Source organism: Litorivivens sp. (genome assembly GCF_041624475.1).
In the GTDB taxonomy this organism is placed as follows: Bacteria; Pseudomonadota; Gammaproteobacteria; order Pseudomonadales; family Spongiibacteraceae; genus Litorivivens.
This window is the reverse complement of record NZ_JBFJUX010000017.1, coordinates 1-25038: the sequence shown is the minus strand read 5'-3', so window position 1 is coordinate 25038 and position 25038 is coordinate 1. Positions and strand designations below refer to the sequence as shown.

At 56.8% G+C, this 25038-nt stretch carries 19 protein-coding genes and 1 pseudogene; 4 read left to right on the top strand and 16 right to left on the bottom strand.

The features are described from left to right. Positions 1-47: 47 nt before the first annotated feature. The 11 genes and pseudogenes from pyrF to gyrA all read right to left on the bottom strand — a co-directional run bounded on the left by pyrF (position 48) and on the right by gyrA (position 13550). On the bottom strand, positions 48-752 hold the full coding sequence (pyrF, locus tag ABY734_RS14615) for an orotidine-5'-phosphate decarboxylase (RefSeq protein ID WP_372780048.1): 705 nt from the start codon (positions 750-752) through the stop codon (positions 48-50). A gap of 34 nt (positions 753-786) precedes the next feature. Then, the gene (gene lapB / locus ABY734_RS14610; RefSeq protein WP_372780047.1) at positions 787-1986 is read right to left on the bottom strand and encodes a lipopolysaccharide assembly protein LapB; all 1200 of its coding nucleotides are present in this window, start codon (positions 1984-1986) and stop codon (positions 787-789) included. 12 nt (positions 1987-1998) lie between these two features. Continuing rightward, on the bottom strand, positions 1999-2286 hold the full coding sequence (locus tag ABY734_RS14605) for a lipopolysaccharide assembly protein LapA domain-containing protein (RefSeq protein WP_372780046.1): 288 nt from the start codon (positions 2284-2286) through the stop codon (positions 1999-2001). Between the two features lie 65 nt (positions 2287-2351). Then, positions 2352-2645 (bottom strand): integration host factor subunit beta, encoded by a 294-nt coding sequence (ihfB, locus tag ABY734_RS14600; RefSeq protein WP_372780045.1) that lies wholly within the window; start codon positions 2643-2645, stop codon positions 2352-2354. Positions 2646-2782: 137 nt separating this feature from the next. Then, on the bottom strand, positions 2783-4459 hold the full coding sequence (gene rpsA, locus ABY734_RS14595; protein ID WP_372780044.1) for a 30S ribosomal protein S1: 1677 nt from the start codon (positions 4457-4459) through the stop codon (positions 2783-2785). 153 nt (positions 4460-4612) lie between these two features. Then, positions 4613-5293 carry a (d)CMP kinase gene (gene cmk, locus ABY734_RS14590; protein ID WP_372780043.1) on the bottom strand — a complete coding sequence of 227 codons (681 nt, stop codon included), beginning with the start codon at positions 5291-5293 and terminating at the stop codon, positions 4613-4615. After that, positions 5290-7478: pseudogene (locus ABY734_RS14585) on the bottom strand (bifunctional prephenate dehydrogenase/3-phosphoshikimate 1-carboxyvinyltransferase). Before ABY734_RS14585 ends, cmk begins: the two are co-directional and overlap by 4 nt. Next, on the bottom strand, positions 7475-8596 hold the full coding sequence (gene hisC / locus ABY734_RS14580; protein WP_372780042.1) for a histidinol-phosphate transaminase: 1122 nt from the start codon (positions 8594-8596) through the stop codon (positions 7475-7477). The pseudogene ABY734_RS14585 and the gene hisC overlap by 4 nt, the downstream one beginning before the upstream one ends. A 12-nt stretch (positions 8597-8608) precedes the next feature. After that, positions 8609-9742, bottom strand: coding sequence for a prephenate dehydratase (gene pheA / locus ABY734_RS14575; RefSeq protein ID WP_372780040.1), 1134 nt, complete (start codon positions 9740-9742; stop codon positions 8609-8611). Between the two features lie 6 nt (positions 9743-9748). Then, positions 9749-10828, bottom strand: coding sequence for a 3-phosphoserine/phosphohydroxythreonine transaminase (gene serC / locus ABY734_RS14570; RefSeq protein ID WP_372780039.1), 1080 nt, complete (start codon positions 10826-10828; stop codon positions 9749-9751). 151 nt (positions 10829-10979) lie between these two features. Beyond that, positions 10980-13550, bottom strand: coding sequence for a DNA gyrase subunit A (gene gyrA, locus ABY734_RS14565; RefSeq protein WP_372780038.1), 2571 nt, complete (start codon positions 13548-13550; stop codon positions 10980-10982). Between the two features lie 326 nt (positions 13551-13876). Between gyrA and ABY734_RS14560 the strand changes: the two genes are divergently transcribed. The 4 genes from ABY734_RS14560 to ABY734_RS14545 all read left to right on the top strand — a co-directional run bounded on the left by ABY734_RS14560 (position 13877) and on the right by ABY734_RS14545 (position 17379). Then, the gene (locus tag ABY734_RS14560) at positions 13877-15202 is read left to right on the top strand and encodes a TRZ/ATZ family hydrolase (protein ID WP_372780073.1); all 1326 of its coding nucleotides are present in this window, start codon (positions 13877-13879) and stop codon (positions 15200-15202) included. A 64-nt stretch (positions 15203-15266) separates the two neighbouring features. After that, the gene (ubiG, locus tag ABY734_RS14555; RefSeq protein ID WP_372780037.1) at positions 15267-15971 is read left to right on the top strand and encodes a bifunctional 2-polyprenyl-6-hydroxyphenol methylase/3-demethylubiquinol 3-O-methyltransferase UbiG; all 705 of its coding nucleotides are present in this window, start codon (positions 15267-15269) and stop codon (positions 15969-15971) included. Beyond that, complete coding sequence (locus ABY734_RS14550) at positions 15968-16624, top strand: HAD-IA family hydrolase (protein ID WP_372780036.1); 657 nt, start codon at positions 15968-15970, stop codon at positions 16622-16624. The genes ubiG and ABY734_RS14550 overlap by 4 nt, the downstream gene beginning before the upstream one ends. Next, on the top strand, positions 16621-17379 hold the full coding sequence (locus tag ABY734_RS14545; protein WP_372780035.1) for a YciK family oxidoreductase: 759 nt from the start codon (positions 16621-16623) through the stop codon (positions 17377-17379). The genes ABY734_RS14550 and ABY734_RS14545 overlap by 4 nt, the downstream gene beginning before the upstream one ends. A 50-nt stretch (positions 17380-17429) precedes the next feature. Here ABY734_RS14545 and ABY734_RS14540 read toward each other — a convergent pair whose 3' ends face one another. The 5 genes from ABY734_RS14540 to ABY734_RS14520 all read right to left on the bottom strand — a co-directional run bounded on the left by ABY734_RS14540 (position 17430) and on the right by ABY734_RS14520 (position 24999). Then, entirely contained in the window at positions 17430-18446 is a 1017-nt protein-coding gene (locus ABY734_RS14540; protein ID WP_372780072.1) for a quinone-dependent dihydroorotate dehydrogenase, read from the bottom strand. Between the two features lie 76 nt (positions 18447-18522). Then, positions 18523-21627, bottom strand: coding sequence for an efflux RND transporter permease subunit (locus ABY734_RS14535; protein ID WP_372780034.1), 3105 nt, complete (start codon positions 21625-21627; stop codon positions 18523-18525). After that, positions 21624-22721 carry an efflux RND transporter periplasmic adaptor subunit gene (locus tag ABY734_RS14530; RefSeq protein WP_372780033.1) on the bottom strand — a complete coding sequence of 366 codons (1098 nt, stop codon included), beginning with the start codon at positions 22719-22721 and terminating at the stop codon, positions 21624-21626. Before ABY734_RS14530 ends, ABY734_RS14535 begins: the two co-directional genes overlap by 4 nt. 101 nt (positions 22722-22822) lie before the next feature. Further along, the gene (locus tag ABY734_RS14525) at positions 22823-23455 is read right to left on the bottom strand and encodes a phosphoadenosine phosphosulfate reductase family protein (RefSeq protein ID WP_372780032.1); all 633 of its coding nucleotides are present in this window, start codon (positions 23453-23455) and stop codon (positions 22823-22825) included. 350 nt (positions 23456-23805) lie between these two features. Then, on the bottom strand, positions 23806-24999 hold the full coding sequence (locus ABY734_RS14520; RefSeq protein WP_372780031.1) for a flavin-dependent monooxygenase: 1194 nt from the start codon (positions 24997-24999) through the stop codon (positions 23806-23808). Positions 25000-25038: the final 39 nt, after the last annotated feature.

The following is a 25038-nucleotide window of genomic DNA, read 5'->3' as shown; positions in this document are numbered from 1 at the left end:
GTTGTCAGAAAATATATGCGCTGCACTGAGGCAGCGCCAATGGCAGTTTAGCGTTGACCGAGGCCTGCGACAATCTGTTTAAGCGCATCCGGCGGCGAGTCTGCGCGAGTGATCGGGCGGCCGATAACCAAATAGTCGCTACCATTACTGATGGCTTGCGCCGGCGTTGCCACACGCCGTTGATCGCCTCGCTCGCTGTCCTGGGGGCGGATGCCCGGCGTTACCAGACAGAAGTCCTTCGCAACCAGCTTGCGCAGCATGATGGTTTCCTGTGCAGAGCAAACCACGCCGTCCATGCCGCTGCGCTCAGCCAGCTGTGCCAGCTCACACACCTGCTCTTCAAGGGCGCGGGTTACGCCCACCTGCATAAGTTCCGCCTGCTCCATACTGGTCAACACGGTTACGGCCGTCAGCAAGGGCGCCGAATCCTTCATGGGCTCCAGCGCCTTGCGAGCGGCCTCCATCATCCGTGGGCCGCCGCTGGCGTGGACGTTAACCATCCAGACACCCAGCTCCGCAGCTGCTGCCACCGCAGCGGCCACCGTATTGGGTATGTCGTGAAACTTCAGATCGAGAAAAACATCGAAGCCCGAATTCACCAATGCCTTGACCAGCACCGGCCCTTCCCGGGTAAATAATTCTTTCCCCACTTTCACCCGGCACAATTTGGGGTCGAGCTGCTCGGCAAGGCTGAGTGCCGGCGCCGACGCAGGGAAATCAAGGGCAACTATAATCGGGGAAATCTCAGACAAGGTTTACTCCAGAAGTAAAAACTGTTTACGCGCGTTAATCGCCTTCGGCACCGCGAATTGGGGCCATCCTCCCCCAGTGCTTGCAGGTTGGGCACAGCCAATGCAGATGGTGTCCGGAAAACCCACAGTGATCGCATTTATACGTGGCTTTTTCCTGCAGGAGCTCGGTCAGCATGGCCTGCAAAACCGTCAGGTTTTCCCGACCACTGTCGGTGACTTTCGGTGCCTGGTAATTGATAACCTGCAACAAGCCTCGCAGCGTAGGCCGCCGTTTCAGTTGCTGGGCCAGAAACTGCTCAGCCAGCTCACTCGACTGCTGTTTCTCAATCAATTCTACCAGCTTGAGCAGCACAGAGCTGCTGGGATATTCATCGTAACAGGCGGTCAGGTAATCCGTGAATTCCAGCTCTTCACCCCGCTTGCGATAGGCCTGATGCATCGGTTCCAGCACTTCACTGATGTACAGCCGGTTTTGGGTAAACACCCGTTTCAGGGTTTTGATCGCCGCCTGAGGGTGGCCGCAGTCGAGCTCGATATGGCCCAGCATCATGGTCGCGCGCACACATTGCCGGTCGTACTGCAGCGCCAGCTTCAGATCTGCGCGGGCGGTATGCAGGTCATTAACGGCACGCGCTTGCTCTGCTTTTTCACAGTAAAAATGAGCGAGACAGCGGTAGGTATCGTCGTCGACCGGGGCGCCTGAGCGCAGCCAGTTTTTCTTGGGTACCAGCTCCTTGCCGACCTCGATGGCTTTATCCCACTCTTTTTCATCCTGATAGATAGACAGCAGATGGCGAAGGGCCGTGCGCCGCCAGGCCGGTGATTGCTGCACCAGATCCTTGAGCATGCGCTCGGCGCGATCCAGCAAACCGGCACTGATATAGTCCTGCGCCAGCTCCATATGCACCTGATGCAGCTGATCGCCACCCAGATTCGGCCGTGCCAAAAGGTTCTGGTGAATGCGGATAGCCCTGTCGACCTCGCCCTTGCGGCGCAGCAGATTACCCACCGCGAGATGAGTTTCTAGAGTGTCGCGATTGACTTCAAGGGAGTTAACAAAGCTGTCGATAGCAACGTCAGGCTGCTCGTGAAGGAGGAAGTTGAGACCCTGATAATAAGAGGGAGCTGTGGAATCGTCCCGATGCGCTTCTTCATCGGGACGCCGCCAGCGACCCAGTGACCAGCCGATGGCAATCGCCACTACGAGGAGCAGCACCTGACTGAATTCGGGCATAGTCGGCCTGGATTAACCGGTTTTGAGCTGGGTCAGCTCTTTTTCTGATTTCGCCAGCTTGCGGCACACCCCCTGATACTGGGCCTGAAGCTGTAACAACTTGAGGCCGCAGACAACGAGCCCGGCAATGCCGCCAACGATAAAGGACAGCACCAGCCATACGGACACGCGCAACTCGGGTAATTCCACAATCAACAGATCAAGCGGGACTCTGGCGTCATTTTCAATCGCAAACACCGCGCCAAACACCACCAGCGCTAGCAGAAACAGAATAAAGAGGATTTTTTTCAGCAGGCCCATCGCATCTACCCAAAAAAAACGGCATGGCCAATTGACCATACCGTTTCTACCCATATTTCACCAGCTCAGTTTTTCTGGAGCCCCAAATTCACACGTTCACGCATTTCCTTACCAGGCTTGAAATGTGGCACGTGCTTGCCTGGGAGTTGAACCGTCTCGCCGGTTTTCGGGTTGCGCCCCTGGCGCGGCGCCCGGTAGTGCAGCGAGAAACTACCAAAACCACGAATCTCGATACGCTCACCAGTCGCCAGCGTTTCCGACATATGCTCAAGCATTGTCTTCACGGCCAGCTCGATATCCTTGTGTGAAAGCTGGGTCTGCATCCCGGCTATCAGGTCAATCAGTTCTGATTTGGTCATAGCGATATTCCATTAAGTCGCTACAAGATTAGTAGTAACTGCCCGATTTCTCAAGGTTTTTAGCAAAAGTAGCCCACATTCAGGCACAAAAAAGGGCGCCGTAGCGCCCTTATCCAAGCAAAACCTCAGCCGGAGCCTCAGTCTTTGTCCATCTGCGCCTTGATCAGGTCGCCGATAGTGCCCGGGCTGGCTGATTCAGTGCTCTGCTCGCGCAGGTTCTTGACAGCCTCTTTCTCTTCGGCAATGTCCTTCGCCTTGATAGACAGGTTGATGATGCGGTTTTTACGGTCAACATTGATGATTTTGACCTCCAGCTCATCGCCTTCTTTCAGGGCATTGCGGGCATCTTCAACACGGTCACGGCTGATTTCGGAGGCCTTGAGAACGCCTTCGATCTCTTCTGCCAGCGTGATCACTGCCGCCTTGGCATCAACTTCCTTGACGGTACCCTTAACAATAGTGCCCTTGTCGTTCAGGTTCACATAGTTGGAGAAGGGATCGTCTTCCAGTTGTTTCACACCCAGAGAGATACGCTCGCGCTCGGGGTCGATAGACAGGATAACTGTCTCGATCTCGTCGCCTTTCTTGAAGTTGCGCACCGCTTCTTCGCCGGTTTCGTGCCAGGAGATGTCGGACAAGTGAACCAGACCGTCAATGTTGCCTTCCAAGCCGATGAAGATACCGAAATCAGTGATCGACTTGATCGCACCGCTGATTTTGTCGCCTTTGCTGTACGTGGCAGCAAACGCATCCCAGGGGTTCTGTTGACACTGCTTGATACCCAGAGAGATACGGCGACGCTCTTCGTCGATATCCAGAACCATAACCTGAACTTCGTCACCTACCTGTACAACCTTGGAGGGATGAATGTTCTTGTTGGTCCAATCCATTTCGGATACGTGTACCAGACCTTCAACACCCTCTTCGATTTCAGCAAAGCAGCCGTAATCGGTGAGGTTGGTAACACGGGCGTTGGTCTTGGTGCCTTCCGGGTAACGGGCAGTGATTTCGACCCATGGATCTTCACCCAGTTGCTTGAGACCAAGAGAAACGCGGTTGCGCTCGCGATCAAACTTCAGGATGCGAACTTCGATTTCGTCGCCGACATTGATGATTTCGCTTGGGTGCTTGATGCGCTTCCAGGCCATATCAGTAATGTGCAGCAGGCCGTCAATACCACCCAGATCTACGAATGCACCGTAGTCGGTCAGGTTCTTGACGATACCTTTGACAACCAGACCTTCCTGCAGAGAGGCCAGCAGCGCTTCACGCTCTTCGCTGTTTACACTCTCCATAACCGCGCGGCGAGAAACCACCACGTTGTTACGCTTCTGGTCCAGCTTGATAACCTTGAATTCCAGCTCTTTACCTTCCAGGTGGGCGGTATCACGCACCGGGCGCACATCTACCAGTGAACCGGGCAGGAAGGCACGAATGGAATTGATGTCGACGGTGAAACCGCCTTTTACCTTACCGTTGATTACACCGGTAACGGATTCTTCATGAGCAAACGCAGATTCCAGATCTTTCCAGGCTTCAGCACGCTTGGCTTTTTCGCGTGACAGACGGGTTTCACCGAAACCGTCTTCTACGCTTTCCAGAGCAACCTGTACTTCGTCGCCGATTTCCAGCGAGAACTCGCCAGAATCGCTCAGGAATTGTGAACGGGGGATTACGCCTTCAGACTTCAGACCGGCGTGTACAGTGACCCAGTCACTGTCGATATCGATAACAACGCCGGTCACGATGGATCCGGGCTGCATGTCGATGGTTTTTAAACTTTCTTCAAAAAGTTCTGCAAAGCTTTCGCTCATGTGTTGGTTACCTATGGGGCAGACTATCTGCCGACTTTTTCGCCGCACATCCAGCTTATGCGGGTCAATGGGTTCGGCCAAAGAAAGGTGCCAGCTGGAGTCACACAATCTTCGACACTGTTACTTCATTAAAACTAAGGTGTTGATTTACAACTAAATCAACCCGCGCTCTCGCACACTGGCAAGAACCCGGTCAAACACTTGCTCTATTCCCAAGCCGCTGCTGTCTATAATGACAGCGTCTGCGGCGGGCTTCAGGGGGGCCACTTCGCGCTCGGAATCTCTCTTGTCCCGGGCGCGGATGTCCTCCAAAAGGGCGGCAAGGCTAACACTTTCACCCTTATTAATCAACTGTTTATAGCGCCGATCCGCGCGCTCCTCGGCACTGGCCGTCAGGAAGATTTTCAGGTCGGCATCGGTAAACACCACAGTGCCCATATCGCGGCCATCGGCGACCAAACCGGGCGCCTGAGCAAAGGCCCTCTGGCGACCCAACAGCGCCTGGCGAACCCCCGGTAAAACGGCAACTTGCGAGGCCAACTCACCGGTGGACTCACTGCGCACCACATCACTGACATCCTCGCCTTCCAGGATAACCGCTGTTGGCTCTCCTTCGGCGCCCGGTTCAAAGCGCACATCCAGATCCCTGGCCAGCGCCGTTAATGGCGCCTCCTGATCCAGCGGAATACCGTGTTTGACTCCGGCCAGCCCCACCAGACGGTAGAGCGCCCCGCTATCGAGCAAGGCCCAACCGAGATGCTGAGCCAGCTTTTGACACAGCGTTCCCTTGCCCGAGCCACTGGGGCCGTCGACGGCAATGACCGGGGCGCTCATTTGGCTGCCTCAACGCGCATACCAACCTGCCCGGCCAGCTCCAGAAAATTGGGGAATGAGGTGGCAACGTTATCCGCGCCGCGAATATGGATGGGCTTGGATGCGCGTAAGGCCGCCACCGAAAATGACATGGCGATGCGGTGATCGTGGTGACACTCAATCTCGCCGCCACCGATGTGACCGCCGACAATCTCAATACCGTCTTCCGTCGGCGTCGCCTGGATACCCAGAGCCTGCAGGCCGTCAGCCATCACCTGAATGCGATCGCTTTCTTTGACCCGCAGCTCTTCAGCTCCCCGCAATACGGTTTTGCCTTCGGCGCAGGCCGCCGCCACAAACAGCACGGGGAACTCGTCTATTGCCAGCGGCACCTGATCTTCAGGGATATCGATCCCCTTCAGCTGGGCCGAGCGAACGCGAATGTCCGCCACCGGCTCGCCACCCACTTCGCGACGATTTTCCACGGTTATATCCCCGCCCATGGCTTTGAGAATATTGACTACACCGATGCGGGTGGGGTTGATGCCCACGTGCTGCAACAGCAGCTCAGAATCCGGCGCAATACTCGCCGCCACCATGAAAAACGCCGCCGATGAAATATCGGCAGGTACATCTATATGCATACCCTGCAGGCGCTGCCCCCCAATCACACTGGCGGTATTGCCTTTGCGCACCACCGGATAGCCGAAGCCGCGCAGCATACGCTCGGTGTGGTCCCGGGTAGGTGCCGGCTCAGACACGGAGGTTTCACCGGTGGAATACAATCCAGCCAACAGGATGCAGGATTTCACCTGGGCGCTGGCCATAGGCATGTCGTAATGAATCGCCTTGAGTGCGGAACTGCCAGTAATTTTCAGCGGTGGCCGCCCGCCTTCCGCCGTTTCCACCGTCACACCCATGTCGCGCAGGGGTTTGGCGACACGCTCCATCGGGCGCTTGTTCAGGGACACATCACCGCTCATGGTGACCGAGAATTTCTGCCCGGCCATCAGCCCCGACAGCAGGCGGATGGTGGTGCCACTGTTGCCGACATAAAGCTCGCCCTGAGGCGCCTTCAGACCTTCGCGGCCAACGCCGTGCACGGTCACTCGCCCATTTTCCGGGCCTTCGATCTTTACGCCCATGGCTTTGAACGCATTCAAGGTCGCAAGCGCATCCTCACCTTCGAGAAAGCCATCCACGGTGGTATCACCATCGGCAATGGCCCCCAGCATGATGGAGCGGTGAGAAATTGACTTGTCGCCGGGGACGCGAATGCTGCCGTTAACAGCACCGCCCGGCTTGGCAATAAAATCCAAGGTTAATCTCCAGATTTGATCTGATACTGGGACAGAAAGTGCTCGTCGCGGGCTTTCTTCGCCCGCTCGAAAGTGGCCAGAATAGCTTCACTGTCGTCAGATTCAATAGCCTTGCGCATTCCGGCAAGGTGTTCGGTAAAGGTGTCGAGGGAGCCCAGCACCGCCTCGCGATTGGCTCGCACAATGTCGTGCCACATCACCGGGTCGCTGGAGGCTATGCGGGTAAAGTCGCGAAAACCGCCTGCCGCGAAGCGGAAAATAGCCTGAGCCGAGCCGCTCTGTGCCAGGGCGTCCACCAAACCATAGGCCAGCACATGTGGCAGGTGACTGGTCGCAGCCAGCACCACATCGTGCTCGGCCACATCCATATCCACCACTTCCGCACCGGTTGCCTGCCACATGGCGCGAATGGTTTCGAGGGCATCAGTGCGGGTAGTGGAAAGAGGCGTGAGAATAACCCGGTGATCAACGTACAGATCACCTGTCGAAGCCTCCACCCCACTCTGCTCGGAGCCGGCGATAGGGTGCCCCGGCACAAACTGAGCGGGAACCTCGCCAAAAATGCGCTCGGCCGCCGTGACCAGAGAGCCTTTCACGCTGGCCACATCGGTCACAAGCAAATCATGACGCATATGAGGTTTGAGAGATTCCAGCACTTTTTCGGCCGCCAGCGTCGGCGCGGCGATCACCACCACATCTGCGTCTTTCACCGCCTCACCCAGATCCAGTGTCCAGCGGTCGATAACACCCAGTTCCTGACCGCGAATCAGGGAGGCTTCGCGCCGACCGGTTCCGATGACTTCGCCCACAGCATTGCGCTCTTTCAGCGCCCGCGCCAGCGAGCCGCCAATCAGACCCAAACCGACTATGACGAGACGATCAATCACAAGGCATCCAGTACATTCGGCAACACTTCGAGAAAGCGTGCGTTTTCAGATTCCAGCCCTACCGACACCCGCAGGAAGTCAGGCATGGCATAAACACCCACCGGGCGGACAATAACACCTTTGTGTAGCAGCCCCTGGTAGACCTGGGCCGCATTCACGGAAACGCCATCCTTTGAGGTGCGAAAGGCGATGAAATTTCCCACCGAGGGTATCCATTCAAGGCCCAGCCGGTCAAAACCTGCAGCGAGCTGCTTCAAACCTGCGGCATTGACCTCGCGGCTTTTGCGCAGATACTCAGCATCGTCGAGCACAGCTACTGCCGCGGCCAAAGCCTGAGTACTGACATTAAAAGGCGCGCGTACACGGTTCAACAGGTCGCAGATTTCCGGCGAAGAAATCGCGTACCCAACGCGCAGTCCAGCCAGACCGTAGGCCTTGGAAAAAGTGCGCGTCACTATGACATTGGGGTAGCCCGCCAGATAATCCAGACCATTGGGGTAGTCCGGCTCGTCTACGTATTCCACATAGGCTTCGTCCAGTACCACAATGACATGTTCCGGCACCTTGGCAAGAAAGGCTTCCAGCTCGGTTTTTCTCAGCCAGGTTCCGGTCGGGTTGTTCGGGTTGGCGATAAAAACAACTTTGGTGTCGTCTTCTATGGCTGCCGCCATCAGATCCAGGTCGTGGCCCCAGTTTTTGGCCGGCGTCACGATAGCCCGCGCGCCGCAGGCCTTTACCGCTATCGGATAGACCACAAACGCGTGCTGGGAAAAGACTGCGCTTTTACCCGGCTCCAGAAACACCCGCGCAATCAGATCGAGAACGTCGTTGGAACCGTTGCCCAGAGTAATCTGCTTGGGCGACACCTTAAGGCGTTCAGACAGCTTGTTTTTCAGCTCAAAGCCGCTGCTGTCCGGATAGAGGTACATACCCTCCGCTGCCTTACGGCAGGCTTCAACAGCCATTTCGCTGGCGCCCAGGGGGTTTTCATTGCTGGCCAGCTTAACTACATCTTTCAGGCCCAGCTCGCGTTCGAGCTCTTCAATGGGCTTGCCCGGCTGGTAGGGTTGCAGCGCCTGAACACCGACGTTAGCCAAGGCGATAAAGTCACAGGACATAATCAGTACCGATCAGAGTGCCGCGCGTGGGTAGGAACCCAGCACTTTCAATAGAATGGAATGCTCTTCAATCTCTTTCAGAATGGTGCTGACCACCGAATCATCCGCGTGGCCTTCAAACTCTATAAAGAAAACATAGGCCCAGGTTTCGGTGCGCGACGGACGCGTATCAATGCGCGTGAGCATGACCCCGTTGCGATGGAAGGGCTCCAGCAAACCGAACAGAGCCCCCGGCTTGTTACGGGTAGACACCACAATCGACGTTTTGTCGTTGCCGCTCGCGGGCACGCTTTCCCGTCCGATAATTAAAAAGCGCGTGGTATTGTCGGCACGGTCCTCAATATTCGAGGCCAGCTTGGACAGGGAATACTGTTGCGCCGCCATATCGCCTGCCACCGCAACGATGCCGGGCTCTGCCGCCGCCATGCGCGCGGCTTCCGCATTGCTGCTGACGGCAATACGCTCCACCTGCGGAAAATTCTGATCAAGCCAGTTGCGACTCTGGGCCAGCGCCTGCTGGTGAGCACAGATACTTTTGATATTGTCGCTGCTGGTGCCCTCGCCGACGAGCAGATGCAGGCGTATGCGAAGTTCCACCTCGCCGCAGATTTTCAGTGGCGAATTGATGAAGTTATCCAGCGTGTGAGCAACCATCCCTTCGGTGGAATTTTCCACCGGCACCACGCCATAGTTGCACTGTTCGGACTCCACCGCCGCAAATACCGCCTCGATGGTCGGCTGGGAAATTCCGATCACCGCATGGCCAAAATGCTTTAAGGCTGCAGCCTGGGTGAAGGTACCTTCCGGCCCGAGATAAGCCACTTCCATGGGCTTTTCCAGCGCCAGACAGGCGGACATGATCTCGCGGAAGATATAGGCCACCGCATCATCAGCCAGTGGGCCCTGATTGGCTTCACGAATGCGCGCCAGCACCTGGGCTTCGCGCTCCGGGCGATAAAACAGCAGTTGCTGGGTGCTGCTTTTATCCGCGTCCGATTCAAATTGCCGGGCCTGCTCAAAGGCCCGGGTTTTCACCCGCGCCACTTCCTGGGCACAACCGGCCCGCCGATTCAGCAATGCGTGAATTTCTGAATCGATGGCATCAATCTGCTGACGCAGTTTATTCAGCTCGGACTGCTCATCCATAAACCGTTACCCGTTCGCCTCGGCAAAGGCTTTCATATATGTAATCAGGGCATCAACCGCCTCTTCCGGCACGGCATTGTAAATACTGGCGCGCATACCACCGACGCTGCGATGACCCTTCAGGTTAAGCAGACCGGCCTCTTCCGCACCCGCCAGAAAGGCTTTATCCAGACTGGCGTCTTTAAGAGTGAAAGGCACATTCATCAAGCTGCGGCTGGCCACTTCTACCGGGTTGGCATAAAAGCCACTGTTGTCGATATAGCCGTAGAGTTTTTCCGCCTTGCGGCGGTTCAGCGCTTCCATCGCCTTCAGGCCGCCCTGTTTTTTCAGCCACTTGAACACCAGCCCCGCCAGATAGATACCCATGGTCGGCGGCGTGTTGTACATGGATTCATTTTCGGCAGCGACCTGATAGTCCATACCAACCGGACACAGCGGGTGAGCATTGCCCAACAGATCCTTGCGCACAATCACAATGGTCAGGCCCGCCGGGCCGATATTCTTCTGGGCACCGGCATAGATCAAGCCGAATTTGCTGACATCGATCGGGCGCGACAGGATAGTCGACGACATGTCGGCCACCAGCGGCACATCCACTTCCGGCGTCCAGAAAAATTCAACGCCGCCAATGGTTTCGTTTGGCGTGTAATGCAGGTAGGCCGCATCCTTGCTCAGTTTCCAGCTTTCAAACGCGGGAATGCTGGCAAAGTTGTCGTCTTCCGAGCTGGCAACAACATTGACCTCGCAGTAGCGCTTGGCTTCTTTAATGGCCTTTTTCGACCACTGCCCGGTATTCACATAATCCGCGGTTTTCTTATCGCCCAACAGGTTCAACGGAATAGCTGAAAACTGTCCGGTGGCTCCACCCTGCACAAAGAGCACGGCGTAGTCATCGGGTATGCTCAGCAATTCGCGGAGGTCACTTTCTGCCGCGTTGGCGATACCCACGATTTCCGACGAGCGATGGCTCATTTCCATCACCGACAAACCGCTGCCCTGCCAGTTCACCAGGTCGCGCTGGGCTTCTTCCAAAACGTCCAGCGGAAGGGCCGCCGGGCCTGCACAGAAATTGTATTTACGGGTCATTTTGGTCTCTATATCAGATAGTACTCATTAATCCGAAAGGGCGATCCCTCACCCCGGCCCTCTCCCAAAGGGAGAGGGAGCCCACTATTCGGCAGCGGCAGAATCCATCCCCTCTCCCTCTGGGAGAGGGTTAGGGTGAGGGAGGTTTTGATCAGGCTTCCGGCTCAGCAAGAACCTCGCCCTCTACCTCTTCATCACTTTCTTCAATACGCTCAACGCCCACCAGATTCTCACCGGCTTTGAGGCGAATCAAACGCACACCCTGGGTGTTACGGCTCAACACAGACACTTCGTCCGTGCGCGTGCGCACCAGGGTGCCCTGATCGGAGATCAGCATCAGCTCATCGCCCTCGAACACCTGCACTGCACCCACCAGCGCACCGTTGCGATCGCTGGTCGCCATGGCGATAACGCCCTGGGTACCACGGCCTTTAGTTGGAAATTCACTCAACTCCGAGCGTTTGCCGTAACCGTTCTCGGAAACCGTCAGTACCCGGCCACCCTCTTGCGGAATGATCAGCGAGATCATGCTGTGGCCTTCGGCCATACGAATACCGCGAACACCCTTGGCGGTGCGCCCCATCGAACGCACGTCTCCACCCTTAAAGCGCACGGCTTTACCGGAGCTGCTGAACAGCATGACATCACTGTCGGCGCCGGTAATGGCGGTACCCACAAGGCGATCACCCTCTTCCAGCTCAATGGCCCGCAGCCCGACACTGCGCTGACGGGAAAAGTCCACCAGCGGAGTTTTCTTGACGGTTCCGTTGGCTGTCGCAAAGAACAGGAAGTGGTCTTCCAGGTATTCAGTAATCTTCAGAATAGAAGTGATTTTCTCGTTTTCATCCAGCGGCAGCAGATTGACGATAGGCCGCCCACGGGAGTTTCGACCCGCCACCGGAATCTGGTAAACCTTGATCCAGTAAACCTTACCCAGGTTGGAGAAGCACATCAGGGTGTCATGGGTGTTGGCAATCATCAGGTGTTCGATGAAGTCTTCATCTTTAACCTGGGTTGCGCTCTTGCCCATGCCGCCACGCTTTTGCGCCTGATAATCATCCAAGGGCTGAGTTTTGGCGTAACCGGCGTGAGAGATGGTCACAACGCGATCTTCTTCGTTGATCAGATCTTCCATAGTGAGATCCATCAGCGACTCAATGATCTCAGTGCGACGCTCGTCACCGTACTCTTCTCTTACCGCTTCCAGCTCTTCGCGAATAACGGTTTTCAGTTTTTCCGGGTCACCCAGAATGGTCAGGTATTCGGCGATTTCAGCCAGTTTTTCCTGGTATTCACTAAGCAGTTTTTCATGCTCGAGACCGGTCAGTTTCTGCAGACGCAACTCGAGAATCGCCTGAACCTGAGCCGGTGACAGATGATACTTGTCAGCGTGCATTCCGTATTGGGGTTCGAGCTCGTCCGGGCGGCAGGCGTCTTCACCCGCACGTTCCAGCATGGCCATCACACTGCCCGGCTCCCAGCCTTTAGCCAGCAACGCGTCTTTGGCGTCCTGCGCCGTGGGCGAGGCTTTAATCAGCGCGATAACCTCGTCGATATTGGCAATCGCAACCGCCAGACCTTCCAGCAGGTGACCGCGTTCACGCGCCTTGCGCAGCAGGTAAATCGTGCGGCGCGTGACCACTTCCCGGCGGTGACGCAGGAAGTATTCCAGCAGGCCCTTCAGGTTGATCTGCTTGGGCTGTTCGTCGACCAGCGCCACAATATTGATACCGAAAACGGTCTGCAGCTGGGTCTGGGTGTAGAGGTTATTGAGAATGACCTCGCCGCTTTCGCCGCGCTTCATCTCGATGACCACTCGCAGGCCGTCTTTGTCCGACTCGTCGCGCAGCTCGGATATGCCTTCGATTTTCTTTTCTTTGACCAGCTCGGCGATTTTTTCAATCAACCGGGCCTTGTTCACCATATACGGCAGTTCGGTAATGATGATGGTGTCTTTGTTGGTTTTCTCGTTGGTGATCACTTCCGCCCGCGAGCGTACATAAATGCGTCCACGCCCGGTGCGGTAAGCCTGCAGGATGCCAGCTCGACCATTAATGATACCTGCCGTGGGAAAATCGGGGCCCGGGATAAACTCCATCAGCTCATCAACGGTAATATCTTCGTTGTCGAGCAGCGCCAGACAGCCGGTGACCACCTCATTCAAGTTGTGAGGCGGGATATTGGTCGCCATCCCTACGGCGATACCGGAGGAGCCGTTAATCAGCAGATTGGGGACCTTGGTGGGCATAACCGCGGGAATGGTCTCAGTGCCGTCGTAGTTGGGCACCCAATCCACGGTTTCCTTGTCCAGATCGGCAAGGATTTCATGGGAGATTTTCTGCATGCGGATTTCGGTGTAACGCATCGCCGCCGCAGAATCGCCGTCGATGGAGCCGAAGTTGCCCTGCCCGTCCACCAGCATGTAGCGCAGTGAAAAGGGCTGAGCCATCCGTACGATGGTGTCGTAAACTGCCGAATCGCCGTGGGGGTGGTACTTACCGATAACATCGCCCACCACACGCGCCGACTTCTTGTAGGCCTTGTTCCAGTCGTTGTTCAGTTCGCTCATGGCGTATAGCACACGGCGGTGCACAGGCTTCAGGCCGTCGCGCACATCCGGCAAAGCGCGCCCGACAATAACGCTCATGGCATAATCGAGGTAGGACTTCTTCAGTTCGTCCTCGATATTGACCGGCAATATTTCTTTCGCTAACTCACCCATCTACAACGGCGTCCTCAGTCTATCGAATTGTTATAGCTGTATTGGTTGTCACCCAGACACGGCAAATCCCAGATAAATAAAACCGGAATGCAGACCGTCACAGGACGCCGCAGTCGCGCAAGGTAACCACCGGGGAAATCCCCTCGAGAGCTGGCACCGCAGTCGGCACCAGACACCGAAATCAAGTCGACTAGAATAGCACAAGCAGCCTCATTTCTCACAGTAAATTGCAGGCAGATACAGGCTCTTAGCTCAGATTTGGCAGCACATTGAGCGACATTGCGGTTATACTCACGGCCTTTGTCATCCACAGCACAACGGCCGCCATGCAACAGCCCGCAGATTGTTTAATTTTTGCACGATGGATTATCACCATCGACCCCTCGCAACCCGTTCTGAGCGACCATGCACTGGCCATTCAGGGCGACAGGATCAGCGCCATTCTACCGGCTAGCAAGGCGCGATCGCTGGAAGCCAAAAAGGTTATTGAACTGCCCGATCACGCTCTGATGCCGGGCCTGATCAACACCCACGGGCACGCCGCCATGAGCCTGTTTCGGGGCCTGGCCGACGACCTGCCGCTGGACATCTGGCTGAATGAACACATCTGGCCCGCAGAAGGTCAGTGGGTAAATGAGGATTTCGTGCGCGACGGGGTTGAGCTGGCGATGGCGGAAATGATCCGCAGCGGCACCACCACGTTTTCGGATATGTACTTCTTCCCGAATATCGCCGCCAAAACCATCAGTAAGGCCGGCATGCGCGCCCAGCTTGCCTTCCCGGTTTTCGAGTTCCCCAGTAACTGGGGGCAGAATCCGGAAGACTACATCCACAAAGGCCTGCAGGTTCACGACGACAACAAGCACAACCCGCTGATTAGCGTGGCCTTTGGTCCGCACGCCCCCTACACCGTCGCCGACCCGACCATGGACAAAATCGCCACGCTGGCAGCAGAACTGCACGGCGGCGAGATCAACATTCATATTCACCTGCACGAAACCGACTCTGAGGTGGAGCAGTCTTTGCAGGAACACGGCATGCGCCCCATTCAGCGTCTGGCCGAACGCGGCCTGCTTGGCCCGCGCACCCAGTGTGTGCACCTGGTCAGCCTGAACGATGAGGATATCCGCACACTGGCTGACTACAACTGCCATGCGGTGCACTGCCCCGAATCCAATATGAAGCTGGGCAGCGGTTTCTCCCCCGTCCACAAAATGCTCGACGCCGGCATCAACGTGGCGCTTGGCACCGATGGCGCGGCCAGCAATAACACCCTGAACCTGTTCAGTGAGATGCGCACCGCAGCCCTGCTGGCCAAGGGCCTTAGCGGCGATGCCAGCGCTCTGCCGGACAGCCTGGCGCTACAAATGGCCACTCTTAACGGTGCCCGCGCAATGGGACTGGATGCCGAGCTTGGCTCGCTGGAAACCGGCAAACTGGCCGACCTGATTGCGGTAGATCTTTCCGCCATTGAACAGCAACCGGTCTATGAACCCATATCACAACTGGTCTACACCCAGGCGGGTTCCGCCGTCACCCACAGCTGGATCAACGGACGGCAGGTGATGGACAATCGCCGCCTGACCACGCTCAATATCGATGATATTCGCGAACGGGCCCAATCCTGGCGCAATCAGATCGCCAAGGTCTAGCTGCGAAAAACCTGCGTAGATAAGGCCAGAACACACGAGGTAGCCCCCGATGTCCGAGGAAACCATGTCAAAGCAAAACGTAGATCCCGCCGAAATTGCCAAGTTCGAAGAGCTAGCCCACCGCTGGTGGGACCGGGAAAGCGAATTCAAGCCACTGCATGACATCAATCCTCTGCGCGTCAATTATATCGACGAGCGGGCACCACTGGCCGGAAAGACGGTTATCGACGTCGGCTGCGGCGGCGGCATACTGGCTGAAGCCATGGCCCAGCGCGGCGCTGCGGTCACCGGCATTGATATGGGCGAAGCTCCCCTGAACGTGGCGCGGCTGCACCAGCTGGAATCCGGTGTACAGGTCGACTATCAACAAACTACCGCTGAAGACATGGCCAAGGCCCACCCGGAAGCTTTTGACCGGGTAACTTGCCTGGAAATGCTGGAACACGTGCCCGAGCCGGGCTCAGTCGTCAAAGCCTGCGCCGATCTGTGCAAGCCCGGCGGCGAGCTGTTTTTCTCGACCATCAATCGCAACCCCAAAGCCTTTGCCTTTGCCGTGGTCGGCGCCGAATACGTGTTACGTCTGCTGCCTAAGGGAACTCACGAATACGCCAAGTTTATTCGCCCATCCGAACTGGCCGCTTATATTCGCGAGGCGGGACTGGTGCTGAATGACGTTACCGGCATGACCTACAACCCTTTCACAAAGCGCTATAAGCTCGGCGGCGACACCGACGTCAACTACATCGTTCACGCCAGCAAGCCCGCATGATTTCAGCCCTGCTGTTTGACCTAGATGGCACGCTGATCGACACGGCGCCGGATTTTGCGTTGGTGCTCAATGGCATGCGCCGGCGACGCCAGCTTAGCGATATTCCGTTTGAGGACATTCACGCGACCGTCTCCGAGGGCGCACGGGCTTTGGTGGAGCTTGGCTTCAAGCTGAATGAGGGCGACGAGGGCTTCGAGGCCCTGCGCCAGGAACTGCTGGACGACTACCTGCAGAACCTGTCGCAACAATCGCGCCTCTACACCGGCATGGAAGATGTGCTGAGCTGGGCCGAATCCCGCGACATTCCCTGGGGCATTGTCACCAACAAACCTGCGCGCTACGCTGAACCCCTGCTGCGCGACCTCAAGCTGGCGGAGCGCTGCGCCAGCCTGGTTTGCCCGGATCACGTGAAGCAGCGCAAACCCCACCCGGAACCCATCCTGCTGGCCTGCGCCCAGATGAATGCAAACGCTGCTACCGCCGTTTACGTAGGCGATCACAGGCGCGACATTGAAGCAGGCAAAAACGCCGGCAGTACAACGGTTGCCTGTACTTACGGCTACATTCACTCCAGCGATCCGGCACCGAGCTGGGGCGCCGACTATACTATTGAGACAGCCAGCGAACTGGTACCCATACTGGAGACTTTGTGATTCATACGCTTCCCGACACCTTTGAAGCCGCCCCTGACTGCCTTCAGGGCAAAAACATTCTGGTCACCGGTGCCGGCGACGGCATCGGTCGCGCCGCCGCGCTGACCTTCGCCAGACACGGCGCTACCGTGGTGCTGCTGGGCAAAACGGTCGAGAAGCTCGAGGCCGTCTACGATGAAATCGAAGCTTCGGGCGGCCCCCAGCCAGCCATTTACCCCCTGCATCTCAACGGCGCGGTATATAAGGATTACGAGGATCTGCGCGACACACTGGAAAAGGAGTTCGGCGCCCTCCACGGCTTGCTCCACAACGCCAGCGTACTGGGTGAACGCAAGGCGATCGGCCAGACTTCAATAGACAGCTGGAATGAAGTGATGCAGGTCAACGTCAATGCCCAGTTCATGCTGACCCGGGCGCTGCTGCCGATCATGGATATTCCGGACACTGCCTCGGTGATTTTCACCTCGTCCAGCGTCGGCCGCAGCGGGCGCGCCTACTGGGGTGCTTACGCCGTATCGAAATTTGCTACCGAAGGGCTGGTGCAGGTACTTGCTGACGAACTGGCCAACACCAGCAATATCCGGGTGAACAGCCTGAACCCCGGCGCCACCAATACCGCCATGCGCCGCGCGGCCTATCCCGGTGAAAGCCCGGACACCAACCCCTCACCTGAAGAGATCATGCCGCTTTATCTCTACCTGATGAGCGATGCCAGCCGCGAGCAGACTGGCCTGCAGTGGAATGCGCAGCAGTAGGCTGAAAAGGGTAACAACGTCTCATGGGTAGATTATGCTGAGCAATGCAATCAGCGATCGCGGATCGCATTGACCGCATCACTGATCAGCTCTGGCCCTGAATAAATAAAACCACTGTAGATCTGCACCAGTGAGGCGCCGGCCCGAATTTTCTCGGCCGCGTCTTCACCGCACATAATGCCACCAACACCGATAATGGGTATCTCTCCGCCCAGATACTCGGCCAGTTTTCGAATCACAGCAGTCGATTTGTCACGCACCGGAGCGCCGCTCAGACCACCGGCTTCCGCACCGTGCTCAAGGTGTTTCACCGCGTCGCGCTCAATGGTGGTGTTGGTGGCAATCACTCCATCGATACTGTGTTCAAGAAAGGCGCCGGCAACATCAGCAATGTCGCTGTCGGCCATATCCGGCGCAATCTTTACGGCGAGGGGCACATAACGACCGTGCTCCTCAGCCAACTCAGCCTGCGCTGCTTTCAGCTGTGCCAGCAATTGCTTAAGCGGCTCACCAAACTGCAAATCGCGCAGTCCCGGTGTATTGGGTGAGGACAGATTAACGGTGATATAGGACGCGTGCGGATAAACCTTGCGCATGCAGATCAGGTAATCCTCTACCGCCCTCTCCGCCGGCGTATCCTTGTTCTTACCGATATTGATACCCAGCACGCCCTGGTAGCGGGATTTTTCAACCTGCTCGACCAGATGGTCAACGCCCAGATTATTAAAACCCATCCGATTAATAATGGCCCGAGCTTCCGGCAAACGGAACAATCGCGGCAGAGGATTTCCGGGCTGGGGCTTTGGGGTCACGGTGCCCACCTCAAGAAAGCCAAAGCCCAATGCGCCAAGGCCATCGATGTGTCTGGCGTCCTTGTCCAGCCCTGCCGCTAGCCCCACCGGATTGGCAAATCGGATGCCCATCACATCTACCGGCGCCTCAATCGCTTTCGGGGCGACCAAGCGCGAGAGACAGAGCTTATCGACCAGAGAAATACCAGCCATCCCGAGATGGTGAGAGGTCTCTGTGGGGAGTTTGAACAAGACTTTCTGAAACAAGGAGTACATTGCGTTAAAAACCCGACGTTGCGAAAAACCGGAGCAGAAACTGCCCTGCCCCAGCCACTCCGCTATGGGAGTGGTGTCAGTGCCGTCTAAACAACCGGCGAAGGTCCTGCTCAAGTGCATACATGCTCGGCAGGTAGAAGAGCGTGATTATACTACCGAATACAACCCCCCACAGCATTACCATGGCCAGAGGTGCAACAACGATATTCAGGCCGAACAGACCGTAGGCGACCGGATAGAGCCCGGCTACAGTGGTGAGCGTCGTAATAAAAATAGGACGCAAACGGGTACTGGCCGTTTTCACCAATACCTCGCTGCTAATGGTCCCGTCGGTTGAACGCGCCCGATTTAGCTGGTCGATCATGATTAGGGAATCGTTGACCAGAATGCCCGCCAGCCCGGCAATCCCGGCCAGCGCAGACATACTCAATACCATCCCCTGCAGGGCAAACGCGATCATGACACCGAGTATGCCCAGCGGAATGACCAGCAAAACCAGCACCGGTTGCGATACGGAGTTAAACAACAGTACCAGCAGCACAAGAATGCCGGCCAGACTGAGCAGCGCCGCACTGGCGATATTGCCCAGCGCGTCTTGCTGACGATCTGCCTCGCCGCCCTGAACAAAGTTCAACTGGCTGTAGCGCTTACGCATGTTCTGCTTTTCCAGAAAGTCCGCCAGCTTGCGGTTGATTTCCGCGACAGAGAGGCGGCTCTTATCAATATCCGCGAAGACGGTCATTGTCCGCTCACCGAAGTAGTGAAACACCGTTGCCTGGGCGGGCTTGGTTTCAAAATCCGCCACGCTGCGCAACAGTACCGGTTCACCCCGTGAATTAATCAGTACCAGACCATAAAGCGTTTCAAGCTGGCCCTGTTCGGGCTGACGGTACTGCAGGCGGAAGCGTATCCGCTCGTCAACGGTTTGCATCTCCTCCACCAGCAGGCCGTCAAAGGCAACCCGGACAGCGCGCGTGACATCCTGTACGGTTAAGCCGTAGTTGGCGAGAAGTTCATGCCGGAGCTGAAGATCGATAATGTCCTTGCCGCGCTTGTAGGACGTCCAGACCCGGCTGACGCCCGGCGTTTCCAGCAGAAATCGGGTTACCTGTTCCGCCGCGAGATAGCGGTCGTCGCTGTTCCCCACAATATCGAGCTCAACGGCCTCACCGGAAGGTGGTGAGTTCTCCTGTGGCACCACGCGCGCCAGCAGAAAATCACGCTGTGTCTCCAGAAAATCAGCCATGCGCGATGCAACCTCGCTCGAGGTATGTCTGCGCTCGGATTGTCGCACCAGATACACATCGATTAATCCCCAGGAGGGCTGACGCCCTTCCGTGACCGATGCTTCATTCGGCAGGTCGTGGTGACCTATGGTGACCTTGCTCGCCAGAATATCTTCCCGGGGCAGCGATGCCAGCAAATCCTGCTCGAGCTGACGCAGGCGATCGCGGGTGGTGTCAAAGGAGGTGCCCAAAGGCAGTTCAAGTTGCACGGTAATGGCATCAGTATCACCCTCCGGGTACAACTCCAGCGTGAGCTTGTGATAACTGAACAGTGCCGCAGCGCCGGCCAGTGTCAGAATCGTCAGAAAACTGATCACCCGGTGACGAAACATATGGCCCATTATCCAGATATAAGCGCGCTCAACCGGATTAAACCACTGTCTCGATAAGCTTTTGCGCCCGTCCCGCTGACGGCCATGCAGGGCATGAGCAATATGGGCCGGCAGCATGAGCTTGCATTCGATCAAGGAGGCAATCAGGACCATCACCACCACCGCCGGCAGCATCCACAGATACTTGCCTTCTATGCCGGATAGAAAAACCAGCGGCATAAACGCCAACACCGTCGTGGCCGAGCTGGTCAGCACAGGGGCTGCCATCACGGCCGTACCATCCACCGCCGCCTGCAGCGGTGGCTTACCCCGCTCCGCCTCGCGGAAAATACTTTCCGCAATAACCACAGCGTCATCCACCAGCACACCCAGCATCAGAATAACGCCAGAAATACTCAATTGATTAACCGTGATATTGAACGACGGCATAAACATGAAAGTGAGCATCATCGCCGTGGGAATACCGATCACCACCCATACCGTAAAGCGGAAGGGAAAGAATGCCAGCAAAGTGACAAACACCAGCAACATTCCCAGCAGCGCATTACTGGTCAGCATTTCCAGCATATTGCGCGCATAGCGGGTGGTATCGTTAAACACTTCCAGGGTAACCCCCGGAGGCATCAGGGCCTGCTGCTGTTTCAGAAACTCGCGCAGTTCGGCCGCGACGGCGACGCCGTTAGCCTGGGCAGTCTTTTTCACCAGCAGACTGATACCGGGCTCGCCATTGGCCAGCGGCTGGATCATCCAGTCCTCGTAGTCCACAACCACATCGGCGATATCCCGCACCCGGGTAAAATTGTCGCGACCGGAAGCCCGAACAATCACCTCCGCCACATCCTTGGGGTTCTGAAACTGCCCCACCGTCACAACATCACGCTCGGAGGTGGTGGAATCCAGCGCGCCACCCGAATCGCGAACATTGCGCGCGGCAATTGCCCGGGTAATTTCTGCCGCATCGATCCCTAACTGCTGAAGGCGCTGGGGATTAAGGAGAATGCGCACTTCCTTGCGTCGATAACCAAGCCGGTCAGAGCCCGCCACACCGTCAACCTGTCGCAACTCAACCTGCAGACGTCGCGCAGCACGGCGCAGCACATCTTCATCCACCTCGCCGCGAATCAGGATTTCCATAATGGGTGTGCGATCCGGGTCTTCGACGACCAGCAGCGGTTTTTCCGGAACATCGTCAGGCATACGCGGATAGGCCCGGTCAATCGCTCGCTGCAGATCGTCCCGAAATACACGGTTCTGGGCGCGGGAATTGTCGGGGTTTGCCTGTATCAAGAGGCTAGACAGGCCTTCCATACTGGCCGACCGCAGTTTGTCCAAACCCTCGATCTCGAGAATCTCCTCCTCCAGCGGGACCGTGACTGCCAGTTCCACATCGCCAGCCGCCGCCCCCGGCCACGCCGTCGTCAGATAGAACATACCCGTATCAAGCGCAGGAAAACTGCTGACGACCTGACTGCGCGTCACCACAAAACCGCTGAGGAAAATCATAACCAACAGCAGATTGACCAGCATCGGCCGGCGGGCAAAAAAGTCGACAACAGACCTCATGGCTGCTCGCTCAGCACATCAACCGGCTTGCCATCGGCCACCAGTTCCAGATGACTGGTAATCAAACGATCACCGGGCTTGAGCCCGGCCAAAACCGGCAGCTCGCTCCCGGCACTGGCAGCAAAACTGGGCTCCACTTCCCGCGCAACGCCATCTTCGACAATAAAAACCACGCGGCGGAGATTGCGATCAACCAGATGGCTCTCGTTCACTACCAGCGTGTTGCTGCGCACCACCCCTTTCATACTCACCTGGGCTGACATACCGGGCCGCAGGGCGCGGTCACGGTTGTTCACCGTGAGTTTTACCGGAAAGTTGCCGGTATTGGGGTCCGCCTCAGAGCCCACCAGTTCAACTCTGGCTTCGAATTCCCGGCCGGGCACTGCCGGTGTCAGCACTTTCGCCTTGTCACCGAGTCGCAGTTGATTGACCTCGCGCTCGCTGACAAAAGTGACCACCCGCAGCGTATCGGTGACCTGCACCACCGCCAGTGGTGAGCCGGGCAATACGGTTTGGCCGGGCTCTACTCGCTTTGACTCAATTACCCCGTCGACCGGACTGATAATTCGGGTTTCCCGCAGATCCTGTTCGGCCAGCGCCAGTGCCGCCTCTGCTTCTTCGACCCCGGCGCGGGAGCGTTCGTAATTGGCCTCACTGTCCTTCAACTGCTCTCGGGACAGTGCGCCCTTGGCCATCAGGTCGCGATAGCGAAAGTAGGTTTGGCGGGACTTTTCCAGATCAGCACGGGCACTTTCCAGGTTTGCCCTGGACTGCCGCACCCGCAACTGCTGCTTGTGGTCGTCCAGCTCTATCAATAGGTGTCCGGCCCGGACGTTTTCTCCGTCGCGGAAATGAACCTTTTCCACCGTGCCGGAAAAATCGACGGTAATGGTGATTTCTTCTGTCGTTTCGAAGTGCCCGTAGGCCGTGAAGGCTAGCTGCCAGTCGATGGGTTCCAGTCGCTGGGTCGTTACCGTCAAACGCGCAGGTGCGTCAAAGGTAGAGGGCGGTGGCGGCGCCTGCTCACAGGCACTGACGAAAAGCGCGAGCAAAAGCACACACGCAGAGAGCTTGAACGTCCCGAAGCATCGCATCTAACGGATTCCTTGTATGGATAGCGTTAGTTTACGCGATGGCTGCTGGCTATACAGGAGTGATTAACAAGAGTTAACGAGCTGACTGAAAAACACGCAGTTCAGGCTGCGGTGTGCAAACCGCATTCGGCGTTTTCAGCAACCTTGGTCGGGTCGAAATAGTGCTTGCAGCTGGGCAGCTGATGCTCGTCCATATACTGCTGCACGTCGTCCGCTGTCCAGTGAAAAATGGGAGCCACCTTGAGCAGCCCTCGTGCATCCCAGGACAGGATGTCCAGGCCCTTGCGAAAATCCGTTTCTTCCTTGCGAATGCCGGTAATCCAGATCTTGGGCTTGATTTCATCCAGCGCGCGGGAAAACGGCTCCAGCTTTACCTGCCGGGAAAACTCCTTGAACAATTCCGGGGTATCGTCCGGATGCGGAATGCCTCCCATAATGGCGTTGCGACGCTCGGCGGTCATTTCCGGGATATAAATCTGCATGTTGGGCTTGAGCTCTTTCATCAACCGCTCCGCAACCCGGTAGGCGTCAGGCACGTTATAGCCGCTATCAACCCAAACAACCGGCACACTGCGGTCCACCGAGGTAACCAGATGCAGCATGACGGCGGCGTTCTGCGAAAAGCTCGTGCTCGACATTACCGGCTCGCCCAGAGACAAAGCCCAGCGGATAATGTCCTGCGGGGACTGCTGTGCGAGTTCGGCACTGATTTTGACTAGGTCGAGGTCTTTCACGGTCTTTGCTCAAAGGATTTCCAATAGGCTGGGAACCTTAGCACAGCAAATTTTCAATTAGAAGAAAAAACTCAGTTAAAACAGTTAGTTATAATATTTCGAAATAAGGTTATAACCTTTGAAGTGGAGAGCCTCTCCCCTCTCTGCGCGGCGGCAGACACGGCGTGGGCTTGAGGCCCCGCAATGATCAGTCAAAGCCGTAAAGGCCAAATTGAATAGCGATGGGTCGAGGGACTTAAATCCGGGGGTTTAACACCCCGTCGAAATGACACCAGGCGCCGGAGACGCTCGGCAAACGGAAACCGCCCGCCAACTCGCTGTTCGAATACCGAGGCGGCGGGCAGGATAAGTCAGAGGAAAAAGTCGCCGTTTTCGGCGCCCAGCTGAACCGCCCCCCAGTTACCACCAAACTTCTGCGGGTTGTTAGCCGTGTGAGCACGGGAGGCATGAATATCCACAAAGGTGCGCATTAAGGCGTTGCCCTGGTAAATACCGGCGCCACCGGCGAAGGCAAACAGGGGATCTATTCCCTCAATGCAGCGCTGCGGTACAGCCGCAGATTCCCAGCGGAACTTGATGCGTTCTTCCATCGTCAACTCAGGGCCGCCCTCGGCTGCTTCCAGCAGACGGTCGAAGTTGCGAAACAGCACCAGTTTCAGTTCATCCACAATGGAGTCTGCCTGAGCCAGCGCGTAGCGAGCGTGCGGATCTTCACCGGCTGACTTGCCATCGTTCTTGCCAACACGCTTGGCCGTCTTCTCGATAAAGTTATCGCAAGCGCCTTTCAAGGCACCGATCGCTGCAGTGGAAACTGCGCGCACAAACATCTGACCAAAGGGAATTTTAAACAGTGGCGCAGTGTTGACCGCATTGCCGGGACTGTTACAGGTAAAACCGTCCATCGCTTTGTGGGTGCGATATTCAGGCACAAAGGCATCCTTGACCACGATGGTTTTGGAGCCGGTCCCCTTCAGGCCCATCACGTGCCAGTCATCGACGATCTCGTAATCGCTGCGCGGCACCAAAAAGGTTCGCATATCCGGTGGGCCGCCCGCACTGTCACCGTCTTTTGGTGGCACCATGGCACCGAGAAAAACCCAGTCGCAGTGATCACTGCCTGAGGAAAAGCCCCACTGGCCACTCAGTTTCAAGCCGCCATCGACGTGTTCAACCTTGCCCACCGGCATGTACGAGGACGAAATCAGCACGCTGTCGTCCTCGCCCCACACATCCTGCGCCGCGCGATCATCAAACAACGCCAGCTGCCAGTTGTGAATGGCGATGACGCCCAGGCACCAGGCGCTGGACATACAACCTTCGGCTACCGTCATCTGCACGTCGTAGAAATCGTGCGGGTCCAGCTCGTAGCCACCCCACTTTTTAGGCTGCAAAATGCGGAAGAAACCGGCCTCGGCGAAATCCTTGATGGTTTCCGCCGGCACCTGCCGCGCCTGCTCGCAGGCATCCGCCCGCTCACGCAATACCGGCACGAGTTTACGTGCCGCAGCACGCACCTGTTGCTGAAGTTGTGCTTTATCTGACATCAAACAGTCCTCTTGTTACTGCTTACTGCGCTGAGCAGG